This window comes from Massilia agri (genome assembly GCF_024753255.1).
In the GTDB taxonomy this organism is placed as follows: Bacteria; Pseudomonadota; Gammaproteobacteria; order Burkholderiales; family Burkholderiaceae_D; genus Telluria; species Telluria agri.
The window spans coordinates 39,671-61,214 of sequence record NZ_JANUHA010000010.1; the positions used below are offsets into that span (position 1 = coordinate 39,671).

Annotated in this window: 19 protein-coding genes; 11 read left to right on the forward strand and 8 right to left on the reverse strand. The window is 67.6% G+C overall.

Annotated features, from left to right (window positions below):
- Window positions 1–69 precede the first annotated feature (69 nt).
- Window positions 70–1,086: a porin gene (locus NX780_RS14965; RefSeq protein ID WP_258828671.1), complete on the reverse strand. Its 1,017-nt coding sequence runs from the start codon at window positions 1,084–1,086 to the stop codon at window positions 70–72.
- A gap of 340 nt (window positions 1,087–1,426) precedes the next feature.
- On the opposite strand from NX780_RS14965, the gene NX780_RS14970 reads away from it, so the two are divergent.
- The 4 genes from NX780_RS14970 to NX780_RS14985 all read left to right on the forward strand — a co-directional run bounded on the left by NX780_RS14970 (window position 1,427) and on the right by NX780_RS14985 (window position 6,999).
- Window positions 1,427–2,476, forward strand: coding sequence for an aldose epimerase family protein (locus tag NX780_RS14970; RefSeq protein ID WP_258828672.1), 1,050 nt, complete (start codon window positions 1,427–1,429; stop codon window positions 2,474–2,476).
- The gene (locus NX780_RS14975) at window positions 2,476–3,360 is read left to right on the forward strand and encodes an SMP-30/gluconolactonase/LRE family protein (protein ID WP_258828673.1); all 885 of its coding nucleotides are present in this window, start codon (window positions 2,476–2,478) and stop codon (window positions 3,358–3,360) included. Before NX780_RS14970 ends, NX780_RS14975 begins: the two co-directional genes overlap by 1 nt.
- Before the next feature lie 164 nt (window positions 3,361–3,524).
- The gene (locus tag NX780_RS14980) at window positions 3,525–6,257 is read left to right on the forward strand and encodes a hybrid sensor histidine kinase/response regulator (protein ID WP_258828674.1); all 2,733 of its coding nucleotides are present in this window, start codon (window positions 3,525–3,527) and stop codon (window positions 6,255–6,257) included.
- 52 nt (window positions 6,258–6,309) lie between these two features.
- Complete coding sequence (locus tag NX780_RS14985) at window positions 6,310–6,999, forward strand: fumarylacetoacetate hydrolase family protein (protein WP_258828675.1); 690 nt, start codon at window positions 6,310–6,312, stop codon at window positions 6,997–6,999.
- A gap of 101 nt (window positions 7,000–7,100) precedes the next feature.
- Here NX780_RS14985 and NX780_RS14990 read toward each other — a convergent pair whose 3' ends face one another.
- A complete protein-coding gene (locus tag NX780_RS14990) occupies window positions 7,101–7,877 on the reverse strand; it encodes a hypothetical protein (protein WP_258828676.1) in 777 nt (258 codons plus the stop codon).
- A 138-nt stretch (window positions 7,878–8,015) separates the two neighbouring features.
- Here NX780_RS14990 and NX780_RS14995 point away from each other — a divergent pair, with 138 nt between their 5' ends.
- On the forward strand, window positions 8,016–8,873 hold the full coding sequence (locus NX780_RS14995; RefSeq protein ID WP_258828677.1) for a hypothetical protein: 858 nt from the start codon (window positions 8,016–8,018) through the stop codon (window positions 8,871–8,873).
- Between the two features lie 3 nt (window positions 8,874–8,876).
- Here NX780_RS14995 and NX780_RS15000 read toward each other — a convergent pair whose 3' ends face one another.
- Together NX780_RS15000 and NX780_RS15005 are read right to left on the reverse strand one after the other, a co-directional pair.
- Window positions 8,877–9,902: an SDR family NAD(P)-dependent oxidoreductase gene (locus tag NX780_RS15000; RefSeq protein ID WP_258828678.1), complete on the reverse strand. Its 1,026-nt coding sequence runs from the start codon at window positions 9,900–9,902 to the stop codon at window positions 8,877–8,879.
- An 86-nt stretch (window positions 9,903–9,988) separates the two neighbouring features.
- Window positions 9,989–11,020: an asparaginase gene (locus NX780_RS15005; RefSeq protein WP_258828679.1), complete on the reverse strand. Its 1,032-nt coding sequence runs from the start codon at window positions 11,018–11,020 to the stop codon at window positions 9,989–9,991.
- 303 nt (window positions 11,021–11,323) lie between these two features.
- On the opposite strand from NX780_RS15005, the gene NX780_RS15010 reads away from it, so the two are divergent.
- The gene (locus NX780_RS15010) at window positions 11,324–11,695 is read left to right on the forward strand and encodes a hypothetical protein (RefSeq protein WP_258828680.1); all 372 of its coding nucleotides are present in this window, start codon (window positions 11,324–11,326) and stop codon (window positions 11,693–11,695) included.
- Between the two features lie 6 nt (window positions 11,696–11,701).
- Here NX780_RS15010 and NX780_RS15015 read toward each other — a convergent pair whose 3' ends face one another.
- Window positions 11,702–12,568: a pirin family protein gene (locus NX780_RS15015; protein WP_258828681.1), complete on the reverse strand. Its 867-nt coding sequence runs from the start codon at window positions 12,566–12,568 to the stop codon at window positions 11,702–11,704.
- A gap of 118 nt (window positions 12,569–12,686) precedes the next feature.
- Here NX780_RS15015 and NX780_RS15020 point away from each other — a divergent pair, with 118 nt between their 5' ends.
- From NX780_RS15020 to NX780_RS15040, 5 genes are all read left to right on the forward strand, one after another.
- Window positions 12,687–14,228, forward strand: a complete 1,542-nt coding sequence (locus NX780_RS15020) for a dipeptidase (protein WP_258828682.1) — start codon at window positions 12,687–12,689, stop codon at window positions 14,226–14,228.
- Between the two features lie 392 nt (window positions 14,229–14,620).
- Entirely contained in the window at window positions 14,621–15,715 is a 1,095-nt protein-coding gene (galT, locus tag NX780_RS15025) for a galactose-1-phosphate uridylyltransferase (RefSeq protein ID WP_258828683.1), read from the forward strand.
- Window positions 15,712–16,827 (forward strand): M24 family metallopeptidase, encoded by a 1,116-nt coding sequence (locus NX780_RS15030; RefSeq protein WP_258828684.1) that lies wholly within the window; start codon window positions 15,712–15,714, stop codon window positions 16,825–16,827. The genes galT and NX780_RS15030 overlap by 4 nt, the downstream gene beginning before the upstream one ends.
- Complete coding sequence (gene galK / locus NX780_RS15035) at window positions 16,821–17,915, forward strand: galactokinase (protein WP_258828685.1); 1,095 nt, start codon at window positions 16,821–16,823, stop codon at window positions 17,913–17,915. The genes NX780_RS15030 and galK overlap by 7 nt, the downstream gene beginning before the upstream one ends.
- Window positions 17,912–19,738 (forward strand): glycoside hydrolase family 2 protein, encoded by a 1,827-nt coding sequence (locus tag NX780_RS15040; protein WP_258828686.1) that lies wholly within the window; start codon window positions 17,912–17,914, stop codon window positions 19,736–19,738. Before galK ends, NX780_RS15040 begins: the two co-directional genes overlap by 4 nt.
- 135 nt (window positions 19,739–19,873) lie before the next feature.
- On the opposite strand, the gene NX780_RS15045 is transcribed toward NX780_RS15040, so the two are convergent.
- The 3 genes from NX780_RS15045 to NX780_RS15055 all read right to left on the reverse strand — a co-directional run bounded on the left by NX780_RS15045 (window position 19,874) and on the right by NX780_RS15055 (window position 21,457).
- A complete protein-coding gene (locus NX780_RS15045) occupies window positions 19,874–20,506 on the reverse strand; it encodes a hypothetical protein (RefSeq protein WP_258828687.1) in 633 nt (210 codons plus the stop codon).
- Window positions 20,507–20,667: 161 nt separating this feature from the next.
- Window positions 20,668–21,069 (reverse strand): VanZ family protein, encoded by a 402-nt coding sequence (locus tag NX780_RS15050; protein ID WP_258828688.1) that lies wholly within the window; start codon window positions 21,067–21,069, stop codon window positions 20,668–20,670.
- Window positions 21,070–21,139: 70 nt separating this feature from the next.
- On the reverse strand, window positions 21,140–21,457 hold the full coding sequence (locus NX780_RS15055) for a hypothetical protein (RefSeq protein WP_258828689.1): 318 nt from the start codon (window positions 21,455–21,457) through the stop codon (window positions 21,140–21,142).
- Window positions 21,458–21,544 lie beyond the last annotated feature (87 nt).

Sequence of the window (21,544 nt, forward strand, 5' to 3'; positions counted from 1 at the left end):
GGGGCGCAGCCCCCATGAAGCAAAAACGGCGAGCCGCAAGGCTCGCCGTTTTCGTTTGCGCCGTGTCGCTTAGAAGGAGTGACGCACGCCCACGTTGAATACCGACGGATCGGCCCCGAGGGCGGTGGTCGGCGGAGCGAAGGTGCCGCCGGCCGACCCCAGGCCGAAGACGCCGCGGCCGTTGTTGCGCACCTTGCCGTAGCTGGTGTACAGGTTGGTGCGCTTGGACAGGGTGTAGCTGTAGGCCAGCGAGAAGCCGTTGCCCTTGGCGCCGGTTTCCAGCTTCTGCTGGTGCACCGAAGCGTAGAACTTGTTCGGGCCCATGGTGTAGACGCCGCCCACGGTCGTGAACTTGTATTCGTTGTTCACGCCGGCCGGATCGGCTTCCAGGTAGGCCGCACGGAAGTCGAAGGCGCCGGCGGTGAAGCCCGCGCCGAGCGCGTATTCCTTGTTGTTCGGGCCGATCTGGGCTTCGGTCTCCTGGTAGCCACCACCCAGGTAGATCGGGCCGTTCTTGTACTCGACGGCGGCGCCCCACAGGTCGTTCGACGGATCGACGTTGCGCTCGCCGGCGCTGTAGGAAGCCAGCACGGTGAAGCCGTTCAGGCTGTCGCTCTTGTAGTTGACCGAGTTCGACAGGCGGCGGGTCAGGCGGTTGGTGCCGAAGCTGGTGAGGGTCGAACCGTAGAAGCCATGGCCCAGCGGGTCGGCCGACTGCGCCACCGCGGCGATCGGGCCGTATTCGCGGCCGATGGTGATGGTGCCGAAGGAACCCTGCAGGCCGACCACGGCGCGGCGCTGGAAGGTGCCGGCCGCGTCTTGGGCGCCGTTGTCGAGGGCGACGCCGGCTTCGATGTTGAAGAGCGCCTTCAGGCCGTTGCCCAGGTCCTCGGTGCCGCGGAAACCGATGCGGCTGGTCGACTGCGTGCCGGAGCTGATCACGGTACGGTGGCCTTCGCCCGGTGCGTCGGTGTTCTCGACGCCGATCGAGGCGTCGGCGACGCCGTAGACCACGACGCTGGTCTGTGCATGGGCCGCCAGCGGCAGGAGGGACAACAGGGCAAGGGCCAGGCTAGTTTTCTTCATTGATGGTCTCCAGTAGTGTATGTGCGTCCTCGCGGACGTGGTGCGGGAGTGGTAAATGGTCACAAATGCAGTTTTGTCAGACAGTCACGTTACCAGCACCGTGGAAATGATGCCAATAAACATTTGCAATTTCCTTACACGTTTTTTGAGAAGCATGTGCGTGTGGTTAAAAAGCCGCACGATCTGGAACAAGACCTAGGTGTTAATACGTAGGGCTGTTGCGTTTATGTAACAAAACCGAGCGCTTGCTGCTTTGCGCGGGTCATCGAAGGGGCGTGCTAGCATCTTGTCATCCTGATCACCGCGGCCCTGCGGCCGACTCACGCGAGGACCACAGCACGTGCGACCCGACATCACGCAAGCGCCATTCGGCCAGCTGCCGGACGGCAGCGCCATTACCCGGTTCACGCTCGCCAACGCCAATGGCCTGGTGGCGAAGATCATCGACTTCGGCGGCGTCATTACCGAACTCCACGCGCCAGGCCGCGACGGCCGCCTGGCGGACGTCGTGCTCGGCTTCGACACGCTCGAGCCCTACCGCAGCGACAGTCCCTATTTCGGCGCCCTGATCGGACGCTACGGCAACCGCATCGCGAAGGGCCGCTTCACGCTCGACGGCCAGGAGGTCCAGCTGCCCGCCAACAACGGCAACAACCACCTGCACGGCGGCGACCCCGGTTTCGACAAGGTGAAGTGGCAGGCCGCCGTCGAGGGCGACAGCCTGCGCCTGTCCTACCGCAGCCGCGACGGCGAGCAGGGCTACCCCGGCAATCTCGACGCGACCGTCACCTACACCCTCACGGACGACAACGAGCTGGTGGTGCGCTTTCACGCCGTGTGCGACCGCGCCACGCCAGTCAACCTGACCCAGCACAGCTACTTCAACCTGGCCGGCAGCGGCGACATCCTCGGCCACCTCCTGCTGATCGATGCCGACGCCTTCGTGGCCATCGACGCCGAGTCGATCCCCACCGGCGAACTTGCCCCGGTGGACGGCACGCCCTTCGACTTCCGCAGCCCGCGCCCGATCGGCAGCCGCATCGGCGAAGCCGACCAACAGCTGCGCAATGGCCAGGGCTACGACCACAACTTCGTGCTGAACAAGCCGGGGGCGAAAGCGATGACGCGTGCCGCTCGCGTGGTGGATCCCGGCTCGGGCCGGGTGCTGGAACTGTTCACCGAGGAGCCGGGCGTGCAGTTCTACAGCGGGAACTTCCTCGACGGCACGCTGCAGGGCAAGAACGGCCCTTACCGGCACCGCAGCGGTTTCTGCCTCGAGCCCCAGCACTTCCCGGATTCGCCCAATCAGCCGGCCTTCCCGAACGTGATCCTGCGTCCGGGCGAGGAATACCGGACCGAATCGCGCTTCCGCTTCTCGACCGAACCCTGATGGAGGTCTTCCTCGACACCCGCCACGAACTGGGCGAATGCGTGCTGTGGTGCGAGCGCACCGGGCGCCTGTTGTGGACCGACATTCCGGCTTCCCGGCTGTGGGCGCACACACCCGCCACCGGCGAGACCCGCAGCTGGCCGATGCCCGAGCGCCTCTGCTGCTTCGCCCTGACGGGCAGCGACGACCGCCTGCTGCTTGGATTGGCGTCAGGCCTGGCCTTCTTCACCTTCTCGACCGGCGCCATCCGGCGCATCTGCGAGGTCGAGGCCCATCTGCCATCCACCCGCCTGAACGACGGACGCTGCGACCGCCAGGGGCGCTTCGTGTTCGGCATGTTCAACCAGGACGATCCCAAGCCCGCGCTGGGCGGCTTCTACCGCCTGAACCTCGATCTCTCGCTCGAGCGCCTGCCGATCGGGACGGCGGCGATCGCCAACAGCATCTGCTTCAGCCCGGACGGGCGGCGCATGTACTTCGCCGATTCGTCCACGCGCACCATCCGCTGTGCGCCCTACAACCCCTGCAGCGGGGAAGTGGGCGAGCCGCGCACCTTTGTCGCGCCTGACGTAGCGCCCGGCGAACCGGACGGTTCCTGCATCGATGCGGCGGGTTATCTGTGGAGCACGCGCTGGGGGGCGGGGCAGGTGATCCGCTTCGCGCCGGACGGCGGCATCGACCGCATCGTCACGCTCGACGCCCCGCAGCCGAGTTGCCCGGCTTTTGGCGGACCGGACCTGTCGACCCTGTTCGTCACGACGGCGCACCAGGGAATGACGGCGAACGATCGCGCGGCCGCGCCATTATCGGGCGCCCTGTTCCGGCGGGAGCTTGGCGTGCGCGGCTTGCCGGAGGCGCGCTTTCTCAGCGCCGGCGCGTACTGACACATTGCAAAAATGCATACTGGGCTGTATCGGGCGCGGCCTCTTGTGATTGATCGCTATAATTTTTCGATTACAAAAAGTTATCGGCAATACAATAAACGACGGCGACAGGTTCTCCCATACCTGCGACCGGCTGCCGTGCGGAATCGAACTGGGGCATCCTGATGAGCATCCAACGCAGTTTTTCCTGCCTGCCCGAAGGCGCGGCGGCCGTGGCCAGTGTGCCGGCGGCCCAGGCCGAGCTTCCCTGTCCGGTCTTCCCCTCCGTAAAGCCGGACAGCTGGCCCGAGGGCATGCAGGCGATCGCCGACCTGATCGTCGCCTCGCACTTCCCCATGTTCATCGCCTGGGGGCCCGAGCTGCGCCTGTTCTACAACGACGCCTATGCCGAGTTGCTGGGCGACAAGCACCCGGAAGCGATGGGGCAGCCATTTCCGCTGGTGCGGCCAGAGCTATGGCCTCAGCTCCAGCCTCACATCCTGGAGGCGATGGCCGGCAATCCGGTGCACCTGGAAAACTCGCTGACCAACCTGGTCCGCAACGGCCGCATCGAGCGGCGCTATTTCTCGGCCTCGATCACGCCGGTGTGCCATCACGGTGACGTCATCGGCATCTATTTCGTCCTGTCCGACACCACCTCGCGCGTTCTGGCCGAGCACCGCCACGCCTTCCACCTGAAACTCACCGACACCCTGCGTGGACTGGTCGACACGTCCGCCATCATGGAAGCGGCGAGCAGCCTGACCGGGGAATACCTCGGGGTGGCGCGGGTCGGCTACGGCGAAGTGAGCATGCTCGAACGCAGCGTCAGCGTCGACCGCGACTGGACCGACGGCAGCGTCGCCAGCCTGGCCGGCGAATCGCGTCCGCTGGACAGCTTCGGGCCGGGCATCATCGCCCAGCTGCGCGGCGGCCGCACCCTGCGCCTCGACGACATCGCCCTGGATGCGCGCGCCGCGCCCTATGCGGGCGGCTATGCCAGCATCGGGGCGCGTTCGATGGTGATCGTGCCGCTGATCGAAGCGGGGCAGATGGCAGCCATCTTCTACCTGCACGAGCCGCATCCGCGCCACTGGACCGACCAAGAAGTGGCGCTGGCCGAGGACGTGGCCCGCCACACCCGCGAAGTGGTGCGCCGCGCGCGCGTGGAGGAGTCACTGCGCGACGAGAAGCGCGTGCTCGAGATGGTCAACCGCACCGGCCAGGCGCTGGCCTCGACGCTCGACCTGGAGACCCTGCTGCAGGCCATCACCGATGCCGGCACCGAGCTGGCCGGGGCGCGCTTCGGCGCCTTCTTCTATCACGGCGAAGACGAGCAGGGACAGACGCTGCAGCTCTATACCCTGTCCGGCGCCGCGCGCGAAGAAGTCGCGCGCCTCGGCATGCCGCGCGCCACGGCCGTATTCCGTCCCACTTTCGAGAACGAGGGGCCGGTGAGGAGCGACGACATCACGCTCGACCCGCGCTACGCGGCCCTTGGCCAGGACGGCGGCATGCCGCCTGGCCACTTCGCAGTGCGCAGCTACCTGGCGGTGCCGGTGGTGTCGCGCTCCGGCACGGTGCTGGGCGGCCTGCTGTTCGGCCATCCGGAACCCGGCATGTTCACCGAGCGCACCGAACGTATCGTCGCCGGCGTGGCGGCGCAGGCGGCGATCGCGATGGACAATGCGCGCCTCTACGAGGTGGCGCAGAAGTCGGCGCGCGAGCGCGATGCGCTGCTGCAGAGCGAGCGCGCGGCGCGCGTGCAGGCCGAGCGCCTGAGCCACACCAAGGACGAGTTCCTGGCCATGCTGGCGCACGAGCTGCGCAACCCGCTGGCGCCGATCAGCAGCTCGGCGAGCCTGCTGTCGATGCAGTTCAAGGACGAGCCGCGCATCCGCCAGACCAGCACCATCATCAGCCGCCAGGTCCGCCACATGAGCCGCCTGATCGACGACCTGCTGGACGTCTCGCGCGTCACCCGGGGGCTCGTCAAGCTCAAGCTCGGCGTGGTGGACTTCCGCGACATCGTCTCGGGCGCGCTGGACCAGGCGCGCCCCTTGCTGCAAGAGAAAGAGCATGCTGTCGAGCTGCAGTTGCCGGATAGCCCGGTCCATGTGCGCGGCGACCAGACCCGCCTGGTGCAGAGCGTGGCCAACATCCTGAACAATGCCGCCAAGTACACGCAAAAGGCGGGCCGCATCACGCTGCACCTGCAGGAGAGGGACGGGCGCATGGTGCTGACGGTATCGGACAACGGATCCGGCATGCCGGCCGAGCTGGTGCCGAACGTGTTCGACCTGTTCACGCAAGGCGCCCGCACGCTGGCGCGCTCGCAGGGCGGCCTCGGACTGGGCCTCACCCTGGTCAAGCGCCTGGTCGAACTGCACGAGGGCGAGGTGGGAGCGGCAAGCGACGGCGTGGGACAGGGCAGCCGCTTCACCGTGACGCTGCCCTGCGTGGAAGCGCCTTGCGACGGCGTGCCCGGCCCCGGGGGACAGGTGGAAGAGGACGGCGCCGCGCTGGCGCGTCCGCTGCGACTGGTGCTGGTGGACGACAACGCCGACGCGGCCGACAGCCTGTCCACGCTGCTGAACGTGCAGGGCTACCACACGGCGGTCGAATACGATGCGCGCTCGGGACTGCGCCGCGCGCGCGCCGAGCGGCCCGACGCCATGCTGGTCGACATCGGCCTGCCCGACATCGACGGCTACCAGCTGGCGCAGCAGTTGCGCGCCATGCCCGAGACCAGCGGCACGGTGCTGGTGGCCATCACCGGATACGGCCAGGCGCGCGACCGCGAGCGCGCCATCGAGGCAGGCTTCGCCCACCACCTGGTCAAGCCGGTGGACATGACGGCACTCGGACGGGTGCTGGATGCGGTCGCGGCAGGCGCCGCGCGGCAGCAGGCCGGCTAGAACGCTCCAGCGCGGTTATCATGGACGCTTGTCGTTCCATGAAAGGTTCCGCATGTCTTCCTATGTGATCCAGGCGCCCGTCCAGCCTTCGCTGGGTGTGGCGAATTCCGACCAACGCTTCCCGATCCGCCGCGTGTTCTGCGTCGGCCGCAACTACGGCGCCCACGCCCGCGAGATGGGGAGCGACCCGAACCGCGAGCCTCCCTTCTTCTTCAGCAAGCCGGCCGACGCCGTGGTGCCGGCCAGCGGCGCCGTGCCCTATCCGCCCGCCACACAGGACCTGCACCACGAGGTCGAACTGGTGATGGCGCTGGGCGCGGGCGGGACCAACATCGACCCGGCCAGGGCCCTGGAACTGGTGTGGGGCTATGGCGTGGGCCTGGACCTGACCCGGCGCGACCTGCAGGCGGTCGCCAAGGACAGCGGCCGGCCCTGGGACATGGCCAAGGGCTTCGACGCCTCGGCGCCGTGCAGCGACCTGGTGCCGGCGGCCCGGCTTGGCCATCCGCAGGATGCGCGCATCTGGCTGGAGGTGAATGGCGAGGTGAAGCAGGAGGGCAATCTGAACGAGATGATCTGGCCGATTCCGGATGTGATTGCGTCCCTGTCGCGGCTGGTGACCCTGGCGCCGGGGGATCTGATCTACACGGGCACGCCGGCCGGTGTTGCAGCCTTGAAGCCGGGCGACCGGCTGCGCGGCGGTGTGGATGGCGTGGCAGAGTTCGCGTTGTCTATCGCGTAGGGTGGTCGGCTTCGCCGACCGCGCGTTCAAACAGTATCGGAATAAATGCGACGCCTGAATTCACGAACTGCTTGAACGCGCGTACGGCAGAGCCGTACACCCTACAACTGCGCCATCTGCGCCAACAATGCTTCACGCGCCGCATCGATCTGCGCCCCATTGGTTTTCGCCGACAGGGTGCTCCTGTCCTTCCGCCCCAGAAAATACGCCACCCGCTCCGCATTCGCCCCCGACGGATGCGGCAGCCCATGCAGGATCCGCTCGCGCCGGATCACCCCTTCCTCCGCCAGCCAATCCAGGCCGGCGCTGACGCTCCCGCCCATCGGAATGTAGAGCGCATCCGGCAACTGCCGCGCTTCGTGCGCGAAGTAGCGCAGCACCTGCTCGCGCAGGAAGGCGTTCCTGCACATGGGCGGCGAGCCGCTGTAGTTCTTGTCGTCGACAAAAATCGGGTGGCGCAGGATCCCGCTCACCTGCACCAGGCCGGCGTGCTGGTCGAACAGGGTGGCGCAGCTGGCGATGCCGAGCCAGCGCTGCACGCCGATCGCGTCCAGCAGGGCCACGAAGTTGGGGCGGATCGCGCCGCTGAAGGCGCCCGCGAGCCGGGCCGCGCGCAACAGGGCCGCGTCGTCGCTGCCCTGCGCCAGCTGGCCCTGGGCCTCGCGCATCGCATTCTTCCATTGCACGAAGCCGGGCGTGATGCCGACCACCACCACGCGGGCGTGCTCGTGGATCGATTCGAAGGGGATGTAGTGGGCGCTGTAGCGGCCCTCGCGGCCGAGCAGGAAGGCGGGAGGGATTTGTGCGGGCGTGGCGACCGTCGCCAGGTCGAGGCTGCGGATCGCCTCGCGGTAGCGGCTGAAAAGCACCTCGGGCATCGTGGTTCCTGTCAGGATGAAAACCGCCATGGTAGCGCGCAGACTGAACACCTGCGCGGACGCGAAAACTGGTACGCTGTCCCCATAAAAAACGGCTGCGGGTTTACTCTTGCGTCGGCCGTGGAAGGGGAGGACGCCATGGCTGAAGTGGCTTTGATCACGGTGCACGGGATGGGGGAAACCCTTGACGACTATGCCGACGCGCTGATGGGGCGCCTGCGCGGACTGCTGGGGGCGACCTCCGGCAAGGTAGTGATGCGCTCGGCCTACTACCAGAAGATCCTGCAGGACAACGAGACCGAGGTCTGGCGCAGGATGCAGGGACGGGCGCCGCTGCGCTATGCCGACCTGCGCAAGTTCGTGCTCTACGGTTTCGGCGACGCGGCCGGGCTGGAGAACCGCAAGGAGATTCCCGGCTCGGTCTACGAAGAGGCGCAGGGCGAGATCGCCAAGGCGCTGCTGTCGGCGCACGCCGTGCGGCCCGGCATGCCCGTGGTCTTCGTCGCCCAGTCGCTCGGCTGCCAGGTCCTGTCGAGCTACATCTACGACGCCCAGAAGGCGATGGCGGGGCGTCCGGTCGGCGCCGGCATCTGGCGCAACATCGACGCCTGGGCCGAGACGCATTTCACGCGCCCGCTGACGGCGAGCGAAAAAACCTTCCTCTCCGCCGGCACCTGCGCCGGCCTCGTGACGACGGGCTGCAACATCCCGATCTTCGTGGCCGCGCACAAGGAGATGCACATCATCCCGATCGCGCCGCCGACCCAGCTGTTCAAGTGGATCAACTTCTACGATCCGGACGACGTGCTGGGCTGGCCGCTGCAGCCGCTCTCGAGCGGCTACCGGGTGCTGGTGGAAGACCGGGCCATCAATGCCAGCGGCGGCGTCGCCAGCCTGCTGCTGCGCAGCTGGAACCCCTTCGCCCACAACAGCTACTGGGAAGATACCGCCGTGGTCGAGGCCATCGCCGCCATGCTGCGGCGCCTGGCGGCCTGAGTACTAGCGCCCGGCCTTGCGGGCGGCGTCTTCCTGCTTCATGCGGGCGCGCACGCCGCCGTCGACACCGGTGCCTTCCTGCATCGGCTGGTGTACCGAGCCGCTCGTCGGCGCCAGGGGCGACGCTTTTTCGAACTGCTCGGCATGGGCGATATTCGCCGAGAGGTGCTCGGTGGTGTCGGGCGCGAGCTGGTGCGCCCAGAGCGCGCCGCGCGCCTTCCAGCCGGCCGGCACTTCCTCGCGCGGATAGACCGAGGCGCGCACGATCACGTCGACCACCATGGCCGGGTCGTCCATCATGATCATGCGGCCGCGCCGGCCCGAATAGTTGGCTGCGTGGTCGAAGAACGGCGTGTCGGTGGCCCAGGGCATGACGGTGGCGACCCGGATCCTGTCGCCCACGCCCGCCAGGCGCAGCTCCTCGTTCAGCGCCCGCCCCAGGCCCAGCACGGCCGCCTTGGTGGCCGCGTACGACGCGTGGTAGGCCAGCGGCACCACGCTCTCGACCGAGCCGATGTTCACGAGGGTGCCGCCGCCCTGGCGCTTGAACTGCTGCAGGGCCAGGTGGCTGCCGTAGATCACACCCTTCAGGTTGACGTCGACGACGCGCGCATGGTCCTCGACGGGAATCGTGTCGAAGCGGCCGATGGCGCCCACGGCGGCATTGTTGATCCAGACGTCGACCCGCCCGAAGCGCGCGAGGGTAGCGTCCAGCAGGCGCTGCATGTCTTCCTGGCGCGATACGTCGCCAGGCACCACCAGGGCGGTGCCGCCGGCGGCCTGGATGCGCGCCGCGACTTCTTCCAGCACCTGGCCGCGCCGCGCGGCCAGCACCACGTTGGCGCGCATTTCCCCCAAGCGCTCGGCCACCCCGCGCCCCAGGCCGCTGGACGCGCCGGTGACGACATAGGTCTTGCCGGCCACGGCTTGCGCTTCGCCAGGTGAGAGCGCGGTGGCGCATCCGCCCAGCAGGGCGGCCAGCAGGAGGACGAGACAGCTCAGGCATGCGCGCGCGAAAGGGGAAAGCATGGGCGACTCCGTCGAATGGTGTGGCGCCATCCTACGATGCGGACCCATCCCCCGCGCGCACGATTCAGTTGGGAACGGGCTGCCCCTCAGGCGGGACGCAGTGTGAACAGCGTCCGGATATCGCCAGCCTCCGTGCCGCGCGCGTTGCGGATCAGCGGCTGGCGATAGGGTTCGATGGCGGCTCGCCGTTCGGCGTCCAGCCCGGCGAGCAGGCCGAGCTGCCCGAGGGTCGCGTACACGGCCGGGTGCAGGGCGCGGCTGTTGCCGTCGGCGATCTTGATCGCGATGCCGATCCCGGCCGAGCGCACGCCGATGGCCTGCACGGCGTCGGCGCCGATCTTGGCGACCCAGTCGCCGCCGCCCGCCGTCATCCAGTGCAGGTCGGTGCGCGCGGTGCCCGACACCATGTCCGGGCGGGCCGTCATCGCGTCGAACAACATGCCCATGGCGCCGCCCAGCGCGGGGTCGGAGCCGCCCTGTCCCAGGCGTGCATACAGGTGGGCCAGCTTCGACAGCGGCATCGCGTAGTTGGGCGCCGAACAGCCGTCGATCCCGGTGGGCATGGCATCCGCCGGCATGCCGACGGTATCGGCAAGGGTGGAGCGGATCGCCTGCTGCAGCGGATGCTGGCGCTCCACATAGCCGCGGGTCGCCGTGCCGTGCAGGCGGCACCAGGCCAGGAAGCCGCTGTGCTTGCCCGAGCAGTTGTGGTGCAGCGGCGTCCATGTCGCATCGTTCGGCGCCTGCCGGCCCGTGAACTCATAGAACAATGGGGTGGCGCAGCCGCACTCGAGGTGGGTGGGGTCGAGGCCGATCTTGTCCAGGATCGAGGAGACGCCAAGCAGGTGCTTGTCCTCGCCCGAGTGGCTGGCGCACAGCAGCGCCAGTTCCTCCTGCGACAGGCCGAAGCGCGCCGGGCCGTCCGACAGCAGGAAGGGCAGGGCCTGGAAGGGCTTGAGCGCGGAGCGCGTGAACGTCGGGTAGTGCGGATCGCCGGCCGAGTACAGCAGGCGCCCGTGGATGTCGACGACGGCCACCGAGCCGGCGTGCACGTTTTCGACGACCTTGCCGGTGTCGGGATAGCCGCGCGTGGTGGCGACGAGAGGGATGGCTTGCATGGCGTGAAGGGCAGGGGAAAAGCCCTACTGTAAGCCAACTGCACGCATGGACGACGCACGTTCCGCGGGCATGCAGACGTGTATATGTACCCCCCGAATACTCCGGGATTCGTGCAGTCCAGCGTGCGTTTTCTGCAGTTCAGCGCCGGGCGATTGCGCTGTCATGACGCGCCGCTAGACTGCCTCCATCGCCAGGAACAGACCCACGACGCTGGCGAAACGAAACCATCGGGACCGCACGGCGTCTGCAACGCCGCGCCGGTTCATCCAATTCTTCGATTTCGACCCGAAAGGAAGCACACCATGCGCACCAAACTCCTGCTGGCCGCCAGCGCCGCCCTGTTGACCCTGAACGCCAGCGCCCACGACGTCGGCGACGGCCGCGTGAACGTCGTCGGCGCCCAGCCGAAACACGTGCCGCTGCAATCCATGGCCTTCGACCGCGTCCAGGGCGACTACGAGCTCGCGGACGGCCGCGTGCTGAGCGTGACCGGCAAGGGCAAGGGCAAGGAACGCAAGCTGTACGCCGACCTGGGCGACGGCCCGGTCGAGATGGTCCACGTCGGCAAGAACCGCTTCGTCGGCACAAGCAAGGACGTGCGCATCAGCTTCGATGCGGCCGGCAACAGGAGCCCGGACTCGGTGCGCGTGAGCGCCGCCCCGACGCGCGGCTGATCCGATCTATCCCAGGGGCGCGCCAAAGCGCCCGGCCTGGTAGTCAAGGATGGCCTGCGTGATCTCTTCGCGCGTGGTCATCACGAAGGGGCCATGCGCGACCACCGGTTCCCGGATCGGCGCGGCATGGCCCAGCACGACGAGGGCATCGCGTTCCGCACGGATCGCCACCGCATCGCCCGTTTCGTCGAGCTCCACCAGATGCATGGGGCTGACCAGGTCGGCGTGGTTGCCCACCTGGACCACGCCGCGCGCCACATACAGGAAGACGCTGCGATCCTCGAGGCCGTCGATGCGGAAGGTCCCGCCGGCCCGCATGCGCAGCGTGCTCATGAAGACCCCGGTGAGCGAGCGCACCGGCCCGCTCTTGCCTTCATACTCTCCCGCGATCAGGTCGAGCGCCACCTTGCCGCCGTCCAGGCTCAGCTCCGGAATGTCGGCGCGCTGCAGGCCCGTGTAGGCCGGCTCGCTCATCTTCAGGCGCGAGGGCAGGTTGAGCCACAGCTGCAGGATCTCGACCGGTCCGCCGCGTTCGAGGAAGGCGCGCGGCGACACCTCCGCATGCACGATGCCGCGCCCGGCCGTCATCCACTGGACGCCGCCGGCGCCGATGATGCTTTCGTGGCCGGCATTGTCGCGGTGGGCCAGCTCGCCCTCCAGGATGAAGGTGACGGTCTCGAAGCCGCGGTGCGGATGCGGACCGAAGGGCAGGCCGCGGTTGTGCGGCGGATAGGTCTGCGGGCCATGGTGGTTGAGGAAGAGGAAGGGATCGAGCTGCTCGATATGGGGACCGGGCAGCGGCCGCTGCGTGATCAGGTCGCCGATGTCCTCGCGCATCGCGGGATGCAGCCGGTGGACGCTTCTGTCGGTCATGGCGTGTTCCAGTTTTCGTTGAAGGGAATACGACCAACGATACCGCGATGGCCGCCTGCCGGGCGCACGACCCTGTGCTAGACTTGTTGCGCTTTTGCAAACTGGAGACGGCCACCCCATGATTCGGAAAACCCTGCTTGCCAGCCTGCTGCTGGCCACCTTCGCCGGCGCCGCGCCGGCATCCAGCCAAGCTGCCGCGCCGGGCGCGGTGCGCAACGCGCCCAGCGACGTCGCCGTCAAGACCGCCAAGCATGCGGTCACGACCTACCGCAAGGACATCGTCGACACCCTGGCCAAGCTGGTGAGCTTCAACACGGTGGCGGACAAGGACGTCCCGTCCGACAAGAACCCGGTCCACATCGCCTTCAAGGAAGCCCTGAAGGCGGAGGCTGCGCGCCTGGGCCTGGACTACGCCGACCACGGCTGGACCGTGATCATCGGCCTGGGGCAGGGCAGCGAACGCGTGGGCGTCATCACCCACGGCGACGTGCAGCCGGTCGATGCCAGCAAGTGGAAGAAGTCGCCCTTCGTGCTGGACCGCACCAGCGAGCCGGGCAAGCTGCTGGCGCGCGGCGCCGAGGACGACAAGGGCCCGATCGCCACCGCGCTGTACGCGATGAAGTCGATCCGCGATCGCCAGGTGCCGCTGTCCAAGCGCATCGAGTTGTACGTCTACATGGGCGAGGAATCGGACTGGCAGCCGCTGGTCGAGTTCCTGAAGACCCACCAGCCGCCGCAAATGAACATCACGCTCGACGCCGAATACCCGGCGGTGACGGCCGAGAAGGGCTACGGCACCGTGGCCGTGACCGTGCCGAAAGCGGGTGCAGTGGCAGCGCCGGCGGGCGAGCCGCATGTGGCTGCCTTTGGCGGCGGTTTCTTCGGCAGCCAGATCCCGGAAGATGCGACGGCCACCATCGCCAACGCCACCCCGGAACTGGAAAAGCAGATCCGCGCGCGCGGGGCGAAGCAGGAAGGCATGCAGTACACCTTCGCCTGGGAAGGCAGCAGCCTGAACATCAAGGCCAAGGGTGTCTCGGCCCACTCCTCGAAACCGGAAGACGGCTTCAATGCCGTCAGCATGCTGGCCGATGCGCTGGCCGTGCGTCCCTGGGCCAACACGACGGCCGGCGGTGTGGTGAACTTCCTGAACGAGATGGTCGGTACCGGCATCTACGGCGAGAAGTTCGGCAACATCGCCTACCGCGACAGCTTCATGGGGCCGATGACCTTCGCGCCCACCGTGATCAGGCAACGTGACGACGGCATCGAGGTGTCGATCAATATGCGCCGCCCGCAGGGCAAGACCATCGCCCAGCTGACCGACGAGGTGAATGCCGCGCTGGCCCAGTGGCAGAGCCGCCAGCTGCCGCTGGCGAACGTGAAGGTGCAGATCAGCGACCCCTGGGTGCAGAAGAACGCGCCGCAGCTGCCGACCCTGATGGGTGTGTTCTCCTATTTCACCGGCATGAAGGACCCGCAGCCGGTCGCGGTGGGCGGCGGCACCAACTCGCGCCTGTTCCCGAGCGCGGTCAGCTTCGGTCCGGCGATGCCGGGCAAGGTCTATACGGGCCACTCGGAGCACGAGTTCATCACCGAGAAGCAGCTGCTGCTGAACCTGCAGATGTACACGGCGGTGCTGGTCGAACTGGCCAAATAACCCCACTTTGTCCGCATCGACGAAGCCCCGGCCTGGACCGGGGCTTTGTTTTTTTGGCTCGATGTGTCCGCACTCGCTCATGCTGGGCTTGTAAGCACATCGCTCGCTGGCTTGTACTAAAAAATCTGATCATGGTGTCGGATCAGGCCTACAAAAGAGGCTTCGCAGCTATGACTTAATCAGGGTTTCCCTTGGCGGGACAAGGACCTATGCTGCAACTGCAACGCCCTGCATCAGGCGCGGTATTGACGGCCGGAAAATGCGTCAATGCTAGGGAGAAAATGTGGTGAAAACAGCATGTTAGGATCATTTTTCAGAACGCGAGGACGCCGGTTTTGCCGGTGTCTGCTCGCGCGCATTCGCTCAACCATGCCCGACATTTTTTGGATGCCATGCACAGCAAAGATCTCAAGAAGCCGGACGGACGCAACATCACCCTGTACAGCAACCAGCCGATTCCGGAAGGCCTCACCGCGCCCAGCCCGTTTCCCGATCCCCAGCACGCCAATCCACACCTGCGCTGGCATCCGCTGCGCGGCGAATGGGTGACCTACGCGGCCTTCCGCCAGAACCGCACCTACCAGCCGCCGCCGCAGTACAACCCGCTTGCGCCGATCAGCGACCCCCAGCACCCGACCGAGATGCCGGCCGGCGACTACGAGATCGCCGTGTTCGACAACCGCTTTCCTTCGCTGGCGCTGGAGTCGCATGACCCGCCCACGGTGACGGTGCCGACCGCGCCTGCCAACGGCCACTGCGAAGTGGTGGTGTTCACCCAGGACCCGAATTCCTCGCTGGCGTCGCTGCCGTTGTCGCGCATCGAACTGCTGCTCTCGGTCTGGGGCGACCGCACCACGCGCATCGGCGCGCATCCGCACATCCATTACGTGCTGCCTTTCGAGAACCGCGGCGCCGAAGTCGGCGTGACCCTGCACCACCCGCACGGGCAGATCTATTCCTATCCCTTCGTGCCGGCCGTGCCGGCGCGCCAGCTCGCCCAGGAACGCGAATACTTCCTGCAGCACGGCACCAGCCTGCTATGCGACATGGCGCGCGACGAGGCCGCCGACGGCAAGCGCGTGCTCTACCAGGACAACTACGCGATCGCCTTCGTGCCGGCCTGCGCGCGCTATCCCTACGAGGTCTGGGTGATGCCGACCGCGCCCTGCAAGGACTTCGCCGCGCTCACGCCGCCGCAGCGCGAAGGCCTGGCGCGCGCATTGAAGACCGTGCTGCTCAAGTTCGAAACGCTGTGGAACCGGCCGTTCCCCTACCTCATGGCCTGGTACCAGGCGCCCACCGACGGCGCCGAGCATCCGGAGACCCAGCTGCATGCGCAGTTCTACCCGCCATACCGTACCAAGGACCGCCTGAAGTACCTGGCCGGCACCGAGCTGGCGGCCGGCATGTTCGCGATGGACGTGCTGCCCGAGACCACCGCCTACGAGCTGCAGCAGGTCGAAGTCAGTCTGGAGGACCGCGCATGACGGCAGCGTTGTCGGACACGCGGCAATCGCGCGCGGCCGAGGTCGCGGACAAGCTGGCGCTGCTGCGTGCCCACCTGCAGGCGGCCAGCGCCGGCGCCATCCGCCTGCGCGGCATCGACTGGTTCGCCTGGCTCACGGCGGGCGGCTCGAGCGCCGTGCTGCACGCCACCGACGCCGGCGTGGCCGAGGTGCTGGTGACGCCGGAGGAAGCCTGCATCCTGACCGACGAGATCGAGGCCGAGCGCCTGCGCACCGAGGAGATCCCGGAAGGCTTTACCTTCCACGTGGAGCCCTGGGCCGAGCCCGAGCTGCGCGAACGTTATGTGCAGGGCGCGGCCAGCGGCCGCAGCATCCTGTCCGATCGTCCGGCCAATGGCGAGCAGCCGCTGCCCAACGCCCTGAAGTTGCGCCGCCTGGTGCTGGGCGCGGGCGAGCAGGAGCGCTACCGCGTGCTGGGACGCGAGGCCGCCGAGGCGATGAGCGAGGTGCTGCGCCGCGTGCGGCCCGAGTGGACCGAGCACCAGCTGGCCGGCGCCGGCGCTGAGGCATTGTGGCGGCGCGGCATCCATCCGGCCCTGGTCCTGGCCGCGGGCGAACGCCGCCTGGCTTCTTACCGGCACCCGACGCCGTCAAGCGCGCCGGTGGGCAGCCACGCGATGCTGGTCTTCTGCGCGCGCCGCCACGGGCTGTATGCCAACCTGACGCGCTTCGTCACCTTTGGCGCCGCGCCCATGGACGAGCAGCGCGCCCTGATGGAAGTCGAGGCCACGGGCCTGGCCGACGTCAAGCCCGGCAAGTCGCTGTCGGCCGTCTATCACACGCTGGCCGCGGCCTATAAACATGCGGACCGCGAGGACGCGATCCGCGAGCACCACCAGGGCGGCATCACCGGCTACCGGGCGCGCGAGATCGTGGCCAGCCCGAGCACCGCGACCCAGCTGGAAGAGGGCATGGCCTTCGCCTTCAATCCGAGCTTCGCGGGCGTCAAGATCGAAGACACATTCCTGCTCGGGCCGGATGGGCTCGAGAATCTCACGTTCGACCCCGCCTGGCCGGCGGTGGACGTACATGGCCGCAAGCGGCCCCTTTGGCTGGAGGCGCAATCATGCTGAACACCGACACCTTCTTTGGCGGCGCGCCGGAAGTGAACGCGTCGGCGCCGGGGCGCGTCAACCTGCTCGGCGAGCATACCGACTACAACGACGGCTACATGCTGCCGGTGGCCACGCCGCAGCGAACCCTGGTGGCGATGAGCCGCAGTGGCGACGACCACTTCCACTTCTACTCGCCGACCTTCGACAACACCGTCACCTTCGCCGCCGACGGCAGCCCGCCGCAGGGCTTCGGCAGCTATATCGAGGGCTGCATCCGCCTGATGCAGGCGGACGGCGCCCAGGTGCCGCCGCTGCGCGTCTACATCACCACCGATCTGCCGGTCGGCTCGGGGCTGTCGTCCTCGGCCGCGCTCGAGGTGGCGACCCTGCGCGCCATGCGCGCGCTGCTCGGCTTCGAACTCGACGACGTCAAGCTGGCGAGAATCGCCCAGCGCGCCGAGATCGAGTACGCCCACGTGAACTGCGGGATCATGGACCAGATGGCCTCCAGCCTGTGCGACGAGAACAATATGCTGTTCATCGATGCGCGCACGCTCGAGCACCGCCTGGTGCAGATGCCGGCCGGGACCGAGCTGATCGTGATCGACTCGGGCGTGGCGCGCACGCTGGCGGCCAGCAAGTACAACGAGCGCCGCGCCGAATGCGAGGAAGCCTCGCGCAAGCTGGGTGTGCGGGCGCTGCGCGACGTCGAGGATCCCGCTTCGGTGGAAACCCTGCCTTCGCCGATGCGCGAGCGCGCCCGCCACGTGGTACAGGAAAACCTGCGCGTGCTGGAAGCGGCCGGCGGCGTGAGCGCGGAGCGCTTCGGCGAGCTGATGAACGCTTCGCATTTCAGCCTGCGCGACGATTATGAAGTATCGATTCCCGAACTCGACGCGCTGTGCGCCCACCTGCGCGAGCAGCCCGGCGTCCTCGGGGCACGCCTGACCGGCGCCGGCTTCGGCGGCGCATGCGTGGCGCTGTGCCGGGCAGGGCAGGCAGGACAAGCGGCCGCTGGCGCGCTGACGGCCTATAACAAGAATGGACGACAGGGCCGGATCCTTATCCCGGTTCCGGTTCCGACTGACGAGAAAGGACAACAATGAATCAGTTTGAATATCCCCGTCCCCAACTGGTGCGCGACAACTGGATCAACCTCAACGGCACCTGGCGCTTCTGCTTCGACGACGAGCTGAAGTACACGATGCCGGAGGGCGTCGGCGAATGGACCCACGAGATCACCGTGCCCTTCGCCCCCGAGACCGAAATGAGCGGCATCCAGGACACGGGTTTCCACCGCGCCGTCTGGTACGAGCGCGAGTTCGAACTCGCCCCCGGCGGCAAGCGCACCATCCTGCACTTCGGCGCAGTCGACTACGCGGCGCGGGTATGGGTCAACGGCCAGCTGGTTGCCGAGCACGAGGGCGGCCACACGCCCTTCCAGGCCGACATCACCGGCGCCATGAACGAGGACGGCAGGCAGGTCATCACGGTGTTCGTCGAAGACGACCCGGCCGATCTCGCCAAGCCGCGCGGCAAGCAGGACTGGCTGCTGGAACCGCACTCGATCTGGTATCCGCGCACCACCGGCATCTGGCAGACCGTGTGGGTCGAGCAGGTCGAGGACACCTACATCGCCTCGCTGCGCTGGACCCCGATTTTTGAAACCTACGAGATCGGCTGCGAGGTGTTCGCGGCCGGCCACACCCAGCAGGAGCTGTTCGTCGAGGTCAAGATCTGGCACGGCGAGCAGCTGCTGGCGGACGACTACTACAAGCTGCTGCAGGGCGAGGCGAACCGCAAGATCGCGCTGTCCGACCCCGGCATCGACGATTCGCGCAACGAGATCCTGTGGAGCCCGGAACGTCCGACCCTGCTGGACGCCGAGGTGACCCTGCGCTGCGGCGACCGCGTGCTCGACCGTATCCGTTCGTACACGGCGCTGCGCTCGGTCTCGATCAACCGCGACCGCTTCATGCTCAATGGACGTCCCTACCAGCTGCGCCTGGTGCTGGACCAGGGCTACTGGCCGGAATCCTTCATGACCGCGCCGTCGGACGAGCACCTGAGGCGCGACGTCGAGCTGGTCAAGCTGATGGGTTTCAACGGCGTGCGCAAGCACCAGAAGATCGAGGATCCGCGCTTCCTGTACTGGGCCGACAGGCTGGGCCTGCTGGTCTGGGAAGAGATGCCCTCGGCCTACCGCTTCAGCTCGCGGGCCATCACCCGGATGGTGCGCGAATGGACGGAAGCCATCCAGCGTGACTACAGCCACCCCTGCATCATCGTCTGGGTGGCCTTCAACGAATCCTGGGGCGTGCCGAACCTGACGCTGACGCAGGCCCACCGCAATGCGGTCGAGGCCCTCTACCACCTGACCCGTACGCTGGACTCGACGCGGCCGGTGATCGGTAACGACGGCTGGGAAGCCTCGGCCACCGACATCCTCGGCATCCACGACTACGACTGCGATCCGGAAAAGCTGCAGGCGCGCTACGCGGTGACGGACCCGGTGCGCACCCTGTTCGATCAACGGCGTCCCGGCGGGCGCATCCTGACCCTGGATGGCTTCCCGCACCGCGGCCAGCCGATCGTGCTGACCGAGTTCGGCGGCATCGCCTACGATCCGAAGCAGGACCCGGATGCCGACAAGACGACCTGGGGCTACTCGCGGGCGCACTCGGCCGAGAGCTACCTGTCGCTGTACCGCAGGCTGCTGACGGTGGTCAACGAGACCTTCATGTTCAGCGGCTTCTGCTACACGCAGTTCACCGATACCTTCCAGGAAGCGAACGGCCTGCTCAATGCCGACCGCACGCCGAAGCTGCCGCTGGACGTCATCAGCGCCGCCACGCGCAATGTGGCCCAGCAGCGCAAGGACATCGAGACGGAAGGCGACGGTCTGCCGGGCGGGACCGGCATGCCTTGAGACAGCAGGGCAGGACGGACCACGGCGGCAACATGCCGCCAGAGGCGCGCACCAGCAGGTGCGCGTTTTTTTGTCGTGCCTTGCGATGTCGTCGGTGGGAGAGGCTGGCCGGGCAGGGAGATACCGTGCCCCGCCTCAGCGCTGGATGACGCCGCTGCTCACGTTCACCCGGTCGCCACTGCGGAAGTCGGGCGTCGTGTCCTGAGTGATGACCTGGCTGCTGCCGTCGTCCATGCGCACGGTGATGCGGTAGCTGTTCGAGCCGGTTGCGCCCGCTGCACCGCTCGAGCCGGTGGCCCCCGTGCTGCCGGAACTGCCGGAGCTGCCCGAGCTGGCGCGCGGAATCACCTCGATGGCCAGCACGGTGCTGTTGGGCGAGGCGGCGCCGGCGGTCGAGGCGCCGGTCTGCGCGCTGCTGGTGCTGCCGGACTGGTCCCACCCGGACGAGCCGCTGCTGCCCGAGCTGCCCGACGTGCCAGAGCTGCCTGACGTGCCCGAGCTGCCGGAGGTGCCGGTGCCCATGCTGCCGCCGCTGCTGCTCGAGCTGCCGCTGCTGCCGGTGGGGTTGCCGGACGGGTCGGTAGCGCTGCCCGAACCGTAGCTGCTGGAACCGCCGGTGCCGGTTGCGCCGCTCGTGCCGGACGACCCGCCCGTCGAGCTGCCGCTCGAGGACTCGCCGCTGTCGCCGCGCATGCCGGCGCACCCGGTCAGGCCCAGCGCCACAGCCAGCAAGCCCGCCAGGATCATGCTCTGGTGTTTTTGCTTCATGATCAACTCCTTATGGTGGATGTTCATTCGGATGCGTGACGATGCAAGCTGCCACTTGGATTGAGAGGCAGGAAGCGCGTCAGCGTTCCAGCTGACTCGGGTTGGAGATGAGATGAATCAAGCGGGCCGTGGCGGACGCGATTTTTCTCGGTGCGAAATGGTCAGCGCCGGCGCGCCGCTTCGGCAGGGGGGACGATCAGGGCCAGCGCCGTGCTCGCCAGGAGCGCCGCGGTGACGTCGATCGTCCAGTCGGCGAGGTCGCCCGTGCGATAGGGCAGGAAGCTCTGTACGAGTTCGTCGCCGGCGCCCATCAGCGCGATCGCCAGCACCGCCTTGGCGGCGCGCACGGGCCCGCTTCCCGCACTGCCGAGGAACCACAGCAGGGTGAGGAAGGCGTAGGTGAGGCCGTGCAGCACCACGCCGGGCGCAAATTCGCCGACCTCCGCGCGCGCGCCGGGAATCGAACCGGCGACGATCACGCCGGCGTACAGCAGCAGCGCCAACCTGATGCGGGCGGGGCGCAGGCGGGAATCGAGCAGCAGCAGCGACAGGAAGGCGGGCATGAACGCAAGACGTCGGGAAAGTGCCAACGATATCATGCCGGCCGGCCAGGCAGCCACACGGTTTCCCGGCTCAGATCGTCAGGGCCGGCGCGCCATCCCGGTAGTGGGCGTCGAAGCAGCTCTCGCAGTCGGCGCAGAAAAGGTGCGCCATGCGCACGCTGTCTTGCCGCAGCACGAGTTTCAGGTGGGTCTGCTGGCACTTGGGACAGATCTCGCGCACGCTGCCGAAGGTCAGCAGCGTCAGCGGCACGCTGGCGTCGTCGGGCTGGTCGATGACGGCGTCGGGATTCAGTTCGCTCAGCACCAGGTTGCCGTCCACGTGGTGGCGGCGGCAGGCGGTGCTGGATTCGGGCGGATGCGCATAGGTCTCGGATGCATGCAAACTCATAGGACAGGCTCCGTTCTTCCAAACTTACGTAAGACTAGCCAATATTTCTTGAGGCTCGCCATACTGTTGGATTCCTGTTTCGCCGGG

Bases quoted from the DNA above. Each gene is read 5' to 3' on its own strand.
- NX780_RS15045 (WP_258828687.1), bottom strand. From the start codon at position 20,506: ATGAAGCAAAAACACCAGAGCATGATCCTGGCGGGCTTGCTGGCTGTG.
- NX780_RS14965 (WP_258828671.1), bottom strand. From the start codon at position 1,086: ATGAAGAAAACTAGCCTGGCCCTTGCCCTGTTGTCCCTCCTGCCGCTG.
- NX780_RS15010 (WP_258828680.1), top strand. From the start codon at position 11,324: ATGCGCACCAAACTCCTGCTGGCCGCCAGCGCCGCCCTGTTGACCCTG.
- NX780_RS15050 (WP_258828688.1), bottom strand. From the start codon at position 21,069: ATGCCCGCCTTCCTGTCGCTGCTGCTGCTCGATTCCCGCCTGCGCCCC.
- NX780_RS15000 (WP_258828678.1), bottom strand. From the start codon at position 9,902: ATGCTTTCCCCTTTCGCGCGCGCATGCCTGAGCTGTCTCGTCCTCCTG.
- NX780_RS14980 (WP_258828674.1), top strand. From the start codon at position 3,525: ATGAGCATCCAACGCAGTTTTTCCTGCCTGCCCGAAGGCGCGGCGGCC.
- galT (WP_258828683.1), top strand. From the start codon at position 14,621: ATGCACAGCAAAGATCTCAAGAAGCCGGACGGACGCAACATCACCCTG.
- NX780_RS14985 (WP_258828675.1), top strand. From the start codon at position 6,310: ATGTCTTCCTATGTGATCCAGGCGCCCGTCCAGCCTTCGCTGGGTGTG.
- NX780_RS15030 (WP_258828684.1), top strand. From the start codon at position 15,712: ATGACGGCAGCGTTGTCGGACACGCGGCAATCGCGCGCGGCCGAGGTC.
- NX780_RS15020 (WP_258828682.1), top strand. From the start codon at position 12,687: ATGATTCGGAAAACCCTGCTTGCCAGCCTGCTGCTGGCCACCTTCGCC.
- NX780_RS15015 (WP_258828681.1), bottom strand. From the start codon at position 12,568: ATGACCGACAGAAGCGTCCACCGGCTGCATCCCGCGATGCGCGAGGAC.
- NX780_RS14995 (WP_258828677.1), top strand. From the start codon at position 8,016: ATGGCTGAAGTGGCTTTGATCACGGTGCACGGGATGGGGGAAACCCTT.
- NX780_RS14990 (WP_258828676.1), bottom strand. From the start codon at position 7,877: ATGCCCGAGGTGCTTTTCAGCCGCTACCGCGAGGCGATCCGCAGCCTC.
- galK (WP_258828685.1), top strand. From the start codon at position 16,821: ATGCTGAACACCGACACCTTCTTTGGCGGCGCGCCGGAAGTGAACGCG.
- NX780_RS15055 (WP_258828689.1), bottom strand. From the start codon at position 21,457: ATGAGTTTGCATGCATCCGAGACCTATGCGCATCCGCCCGAATCCAGC.
- NX780_RS15005 (WP_258828679.1), bottom strand. From the start codon at position 11,020: ATGCAAGCCATCCCTCTCGTCGCCACCACGCGCGGCTATCCCGACACC.
- NX780_RS14975 (WP_258828673.1), top strand. From the start codon at position 2,476: ATGGAGGTCTTCCTCGACACCCGCCACGAACTGGGCGAATGCGTGCTG.
- NX780_RS15040 (WP_258828686.1), top strand. From the start codon at position 17,912: ATGAATCAGTTTGAATATCCCCGTCCCCAACTGGTGCGCGACAACTGG.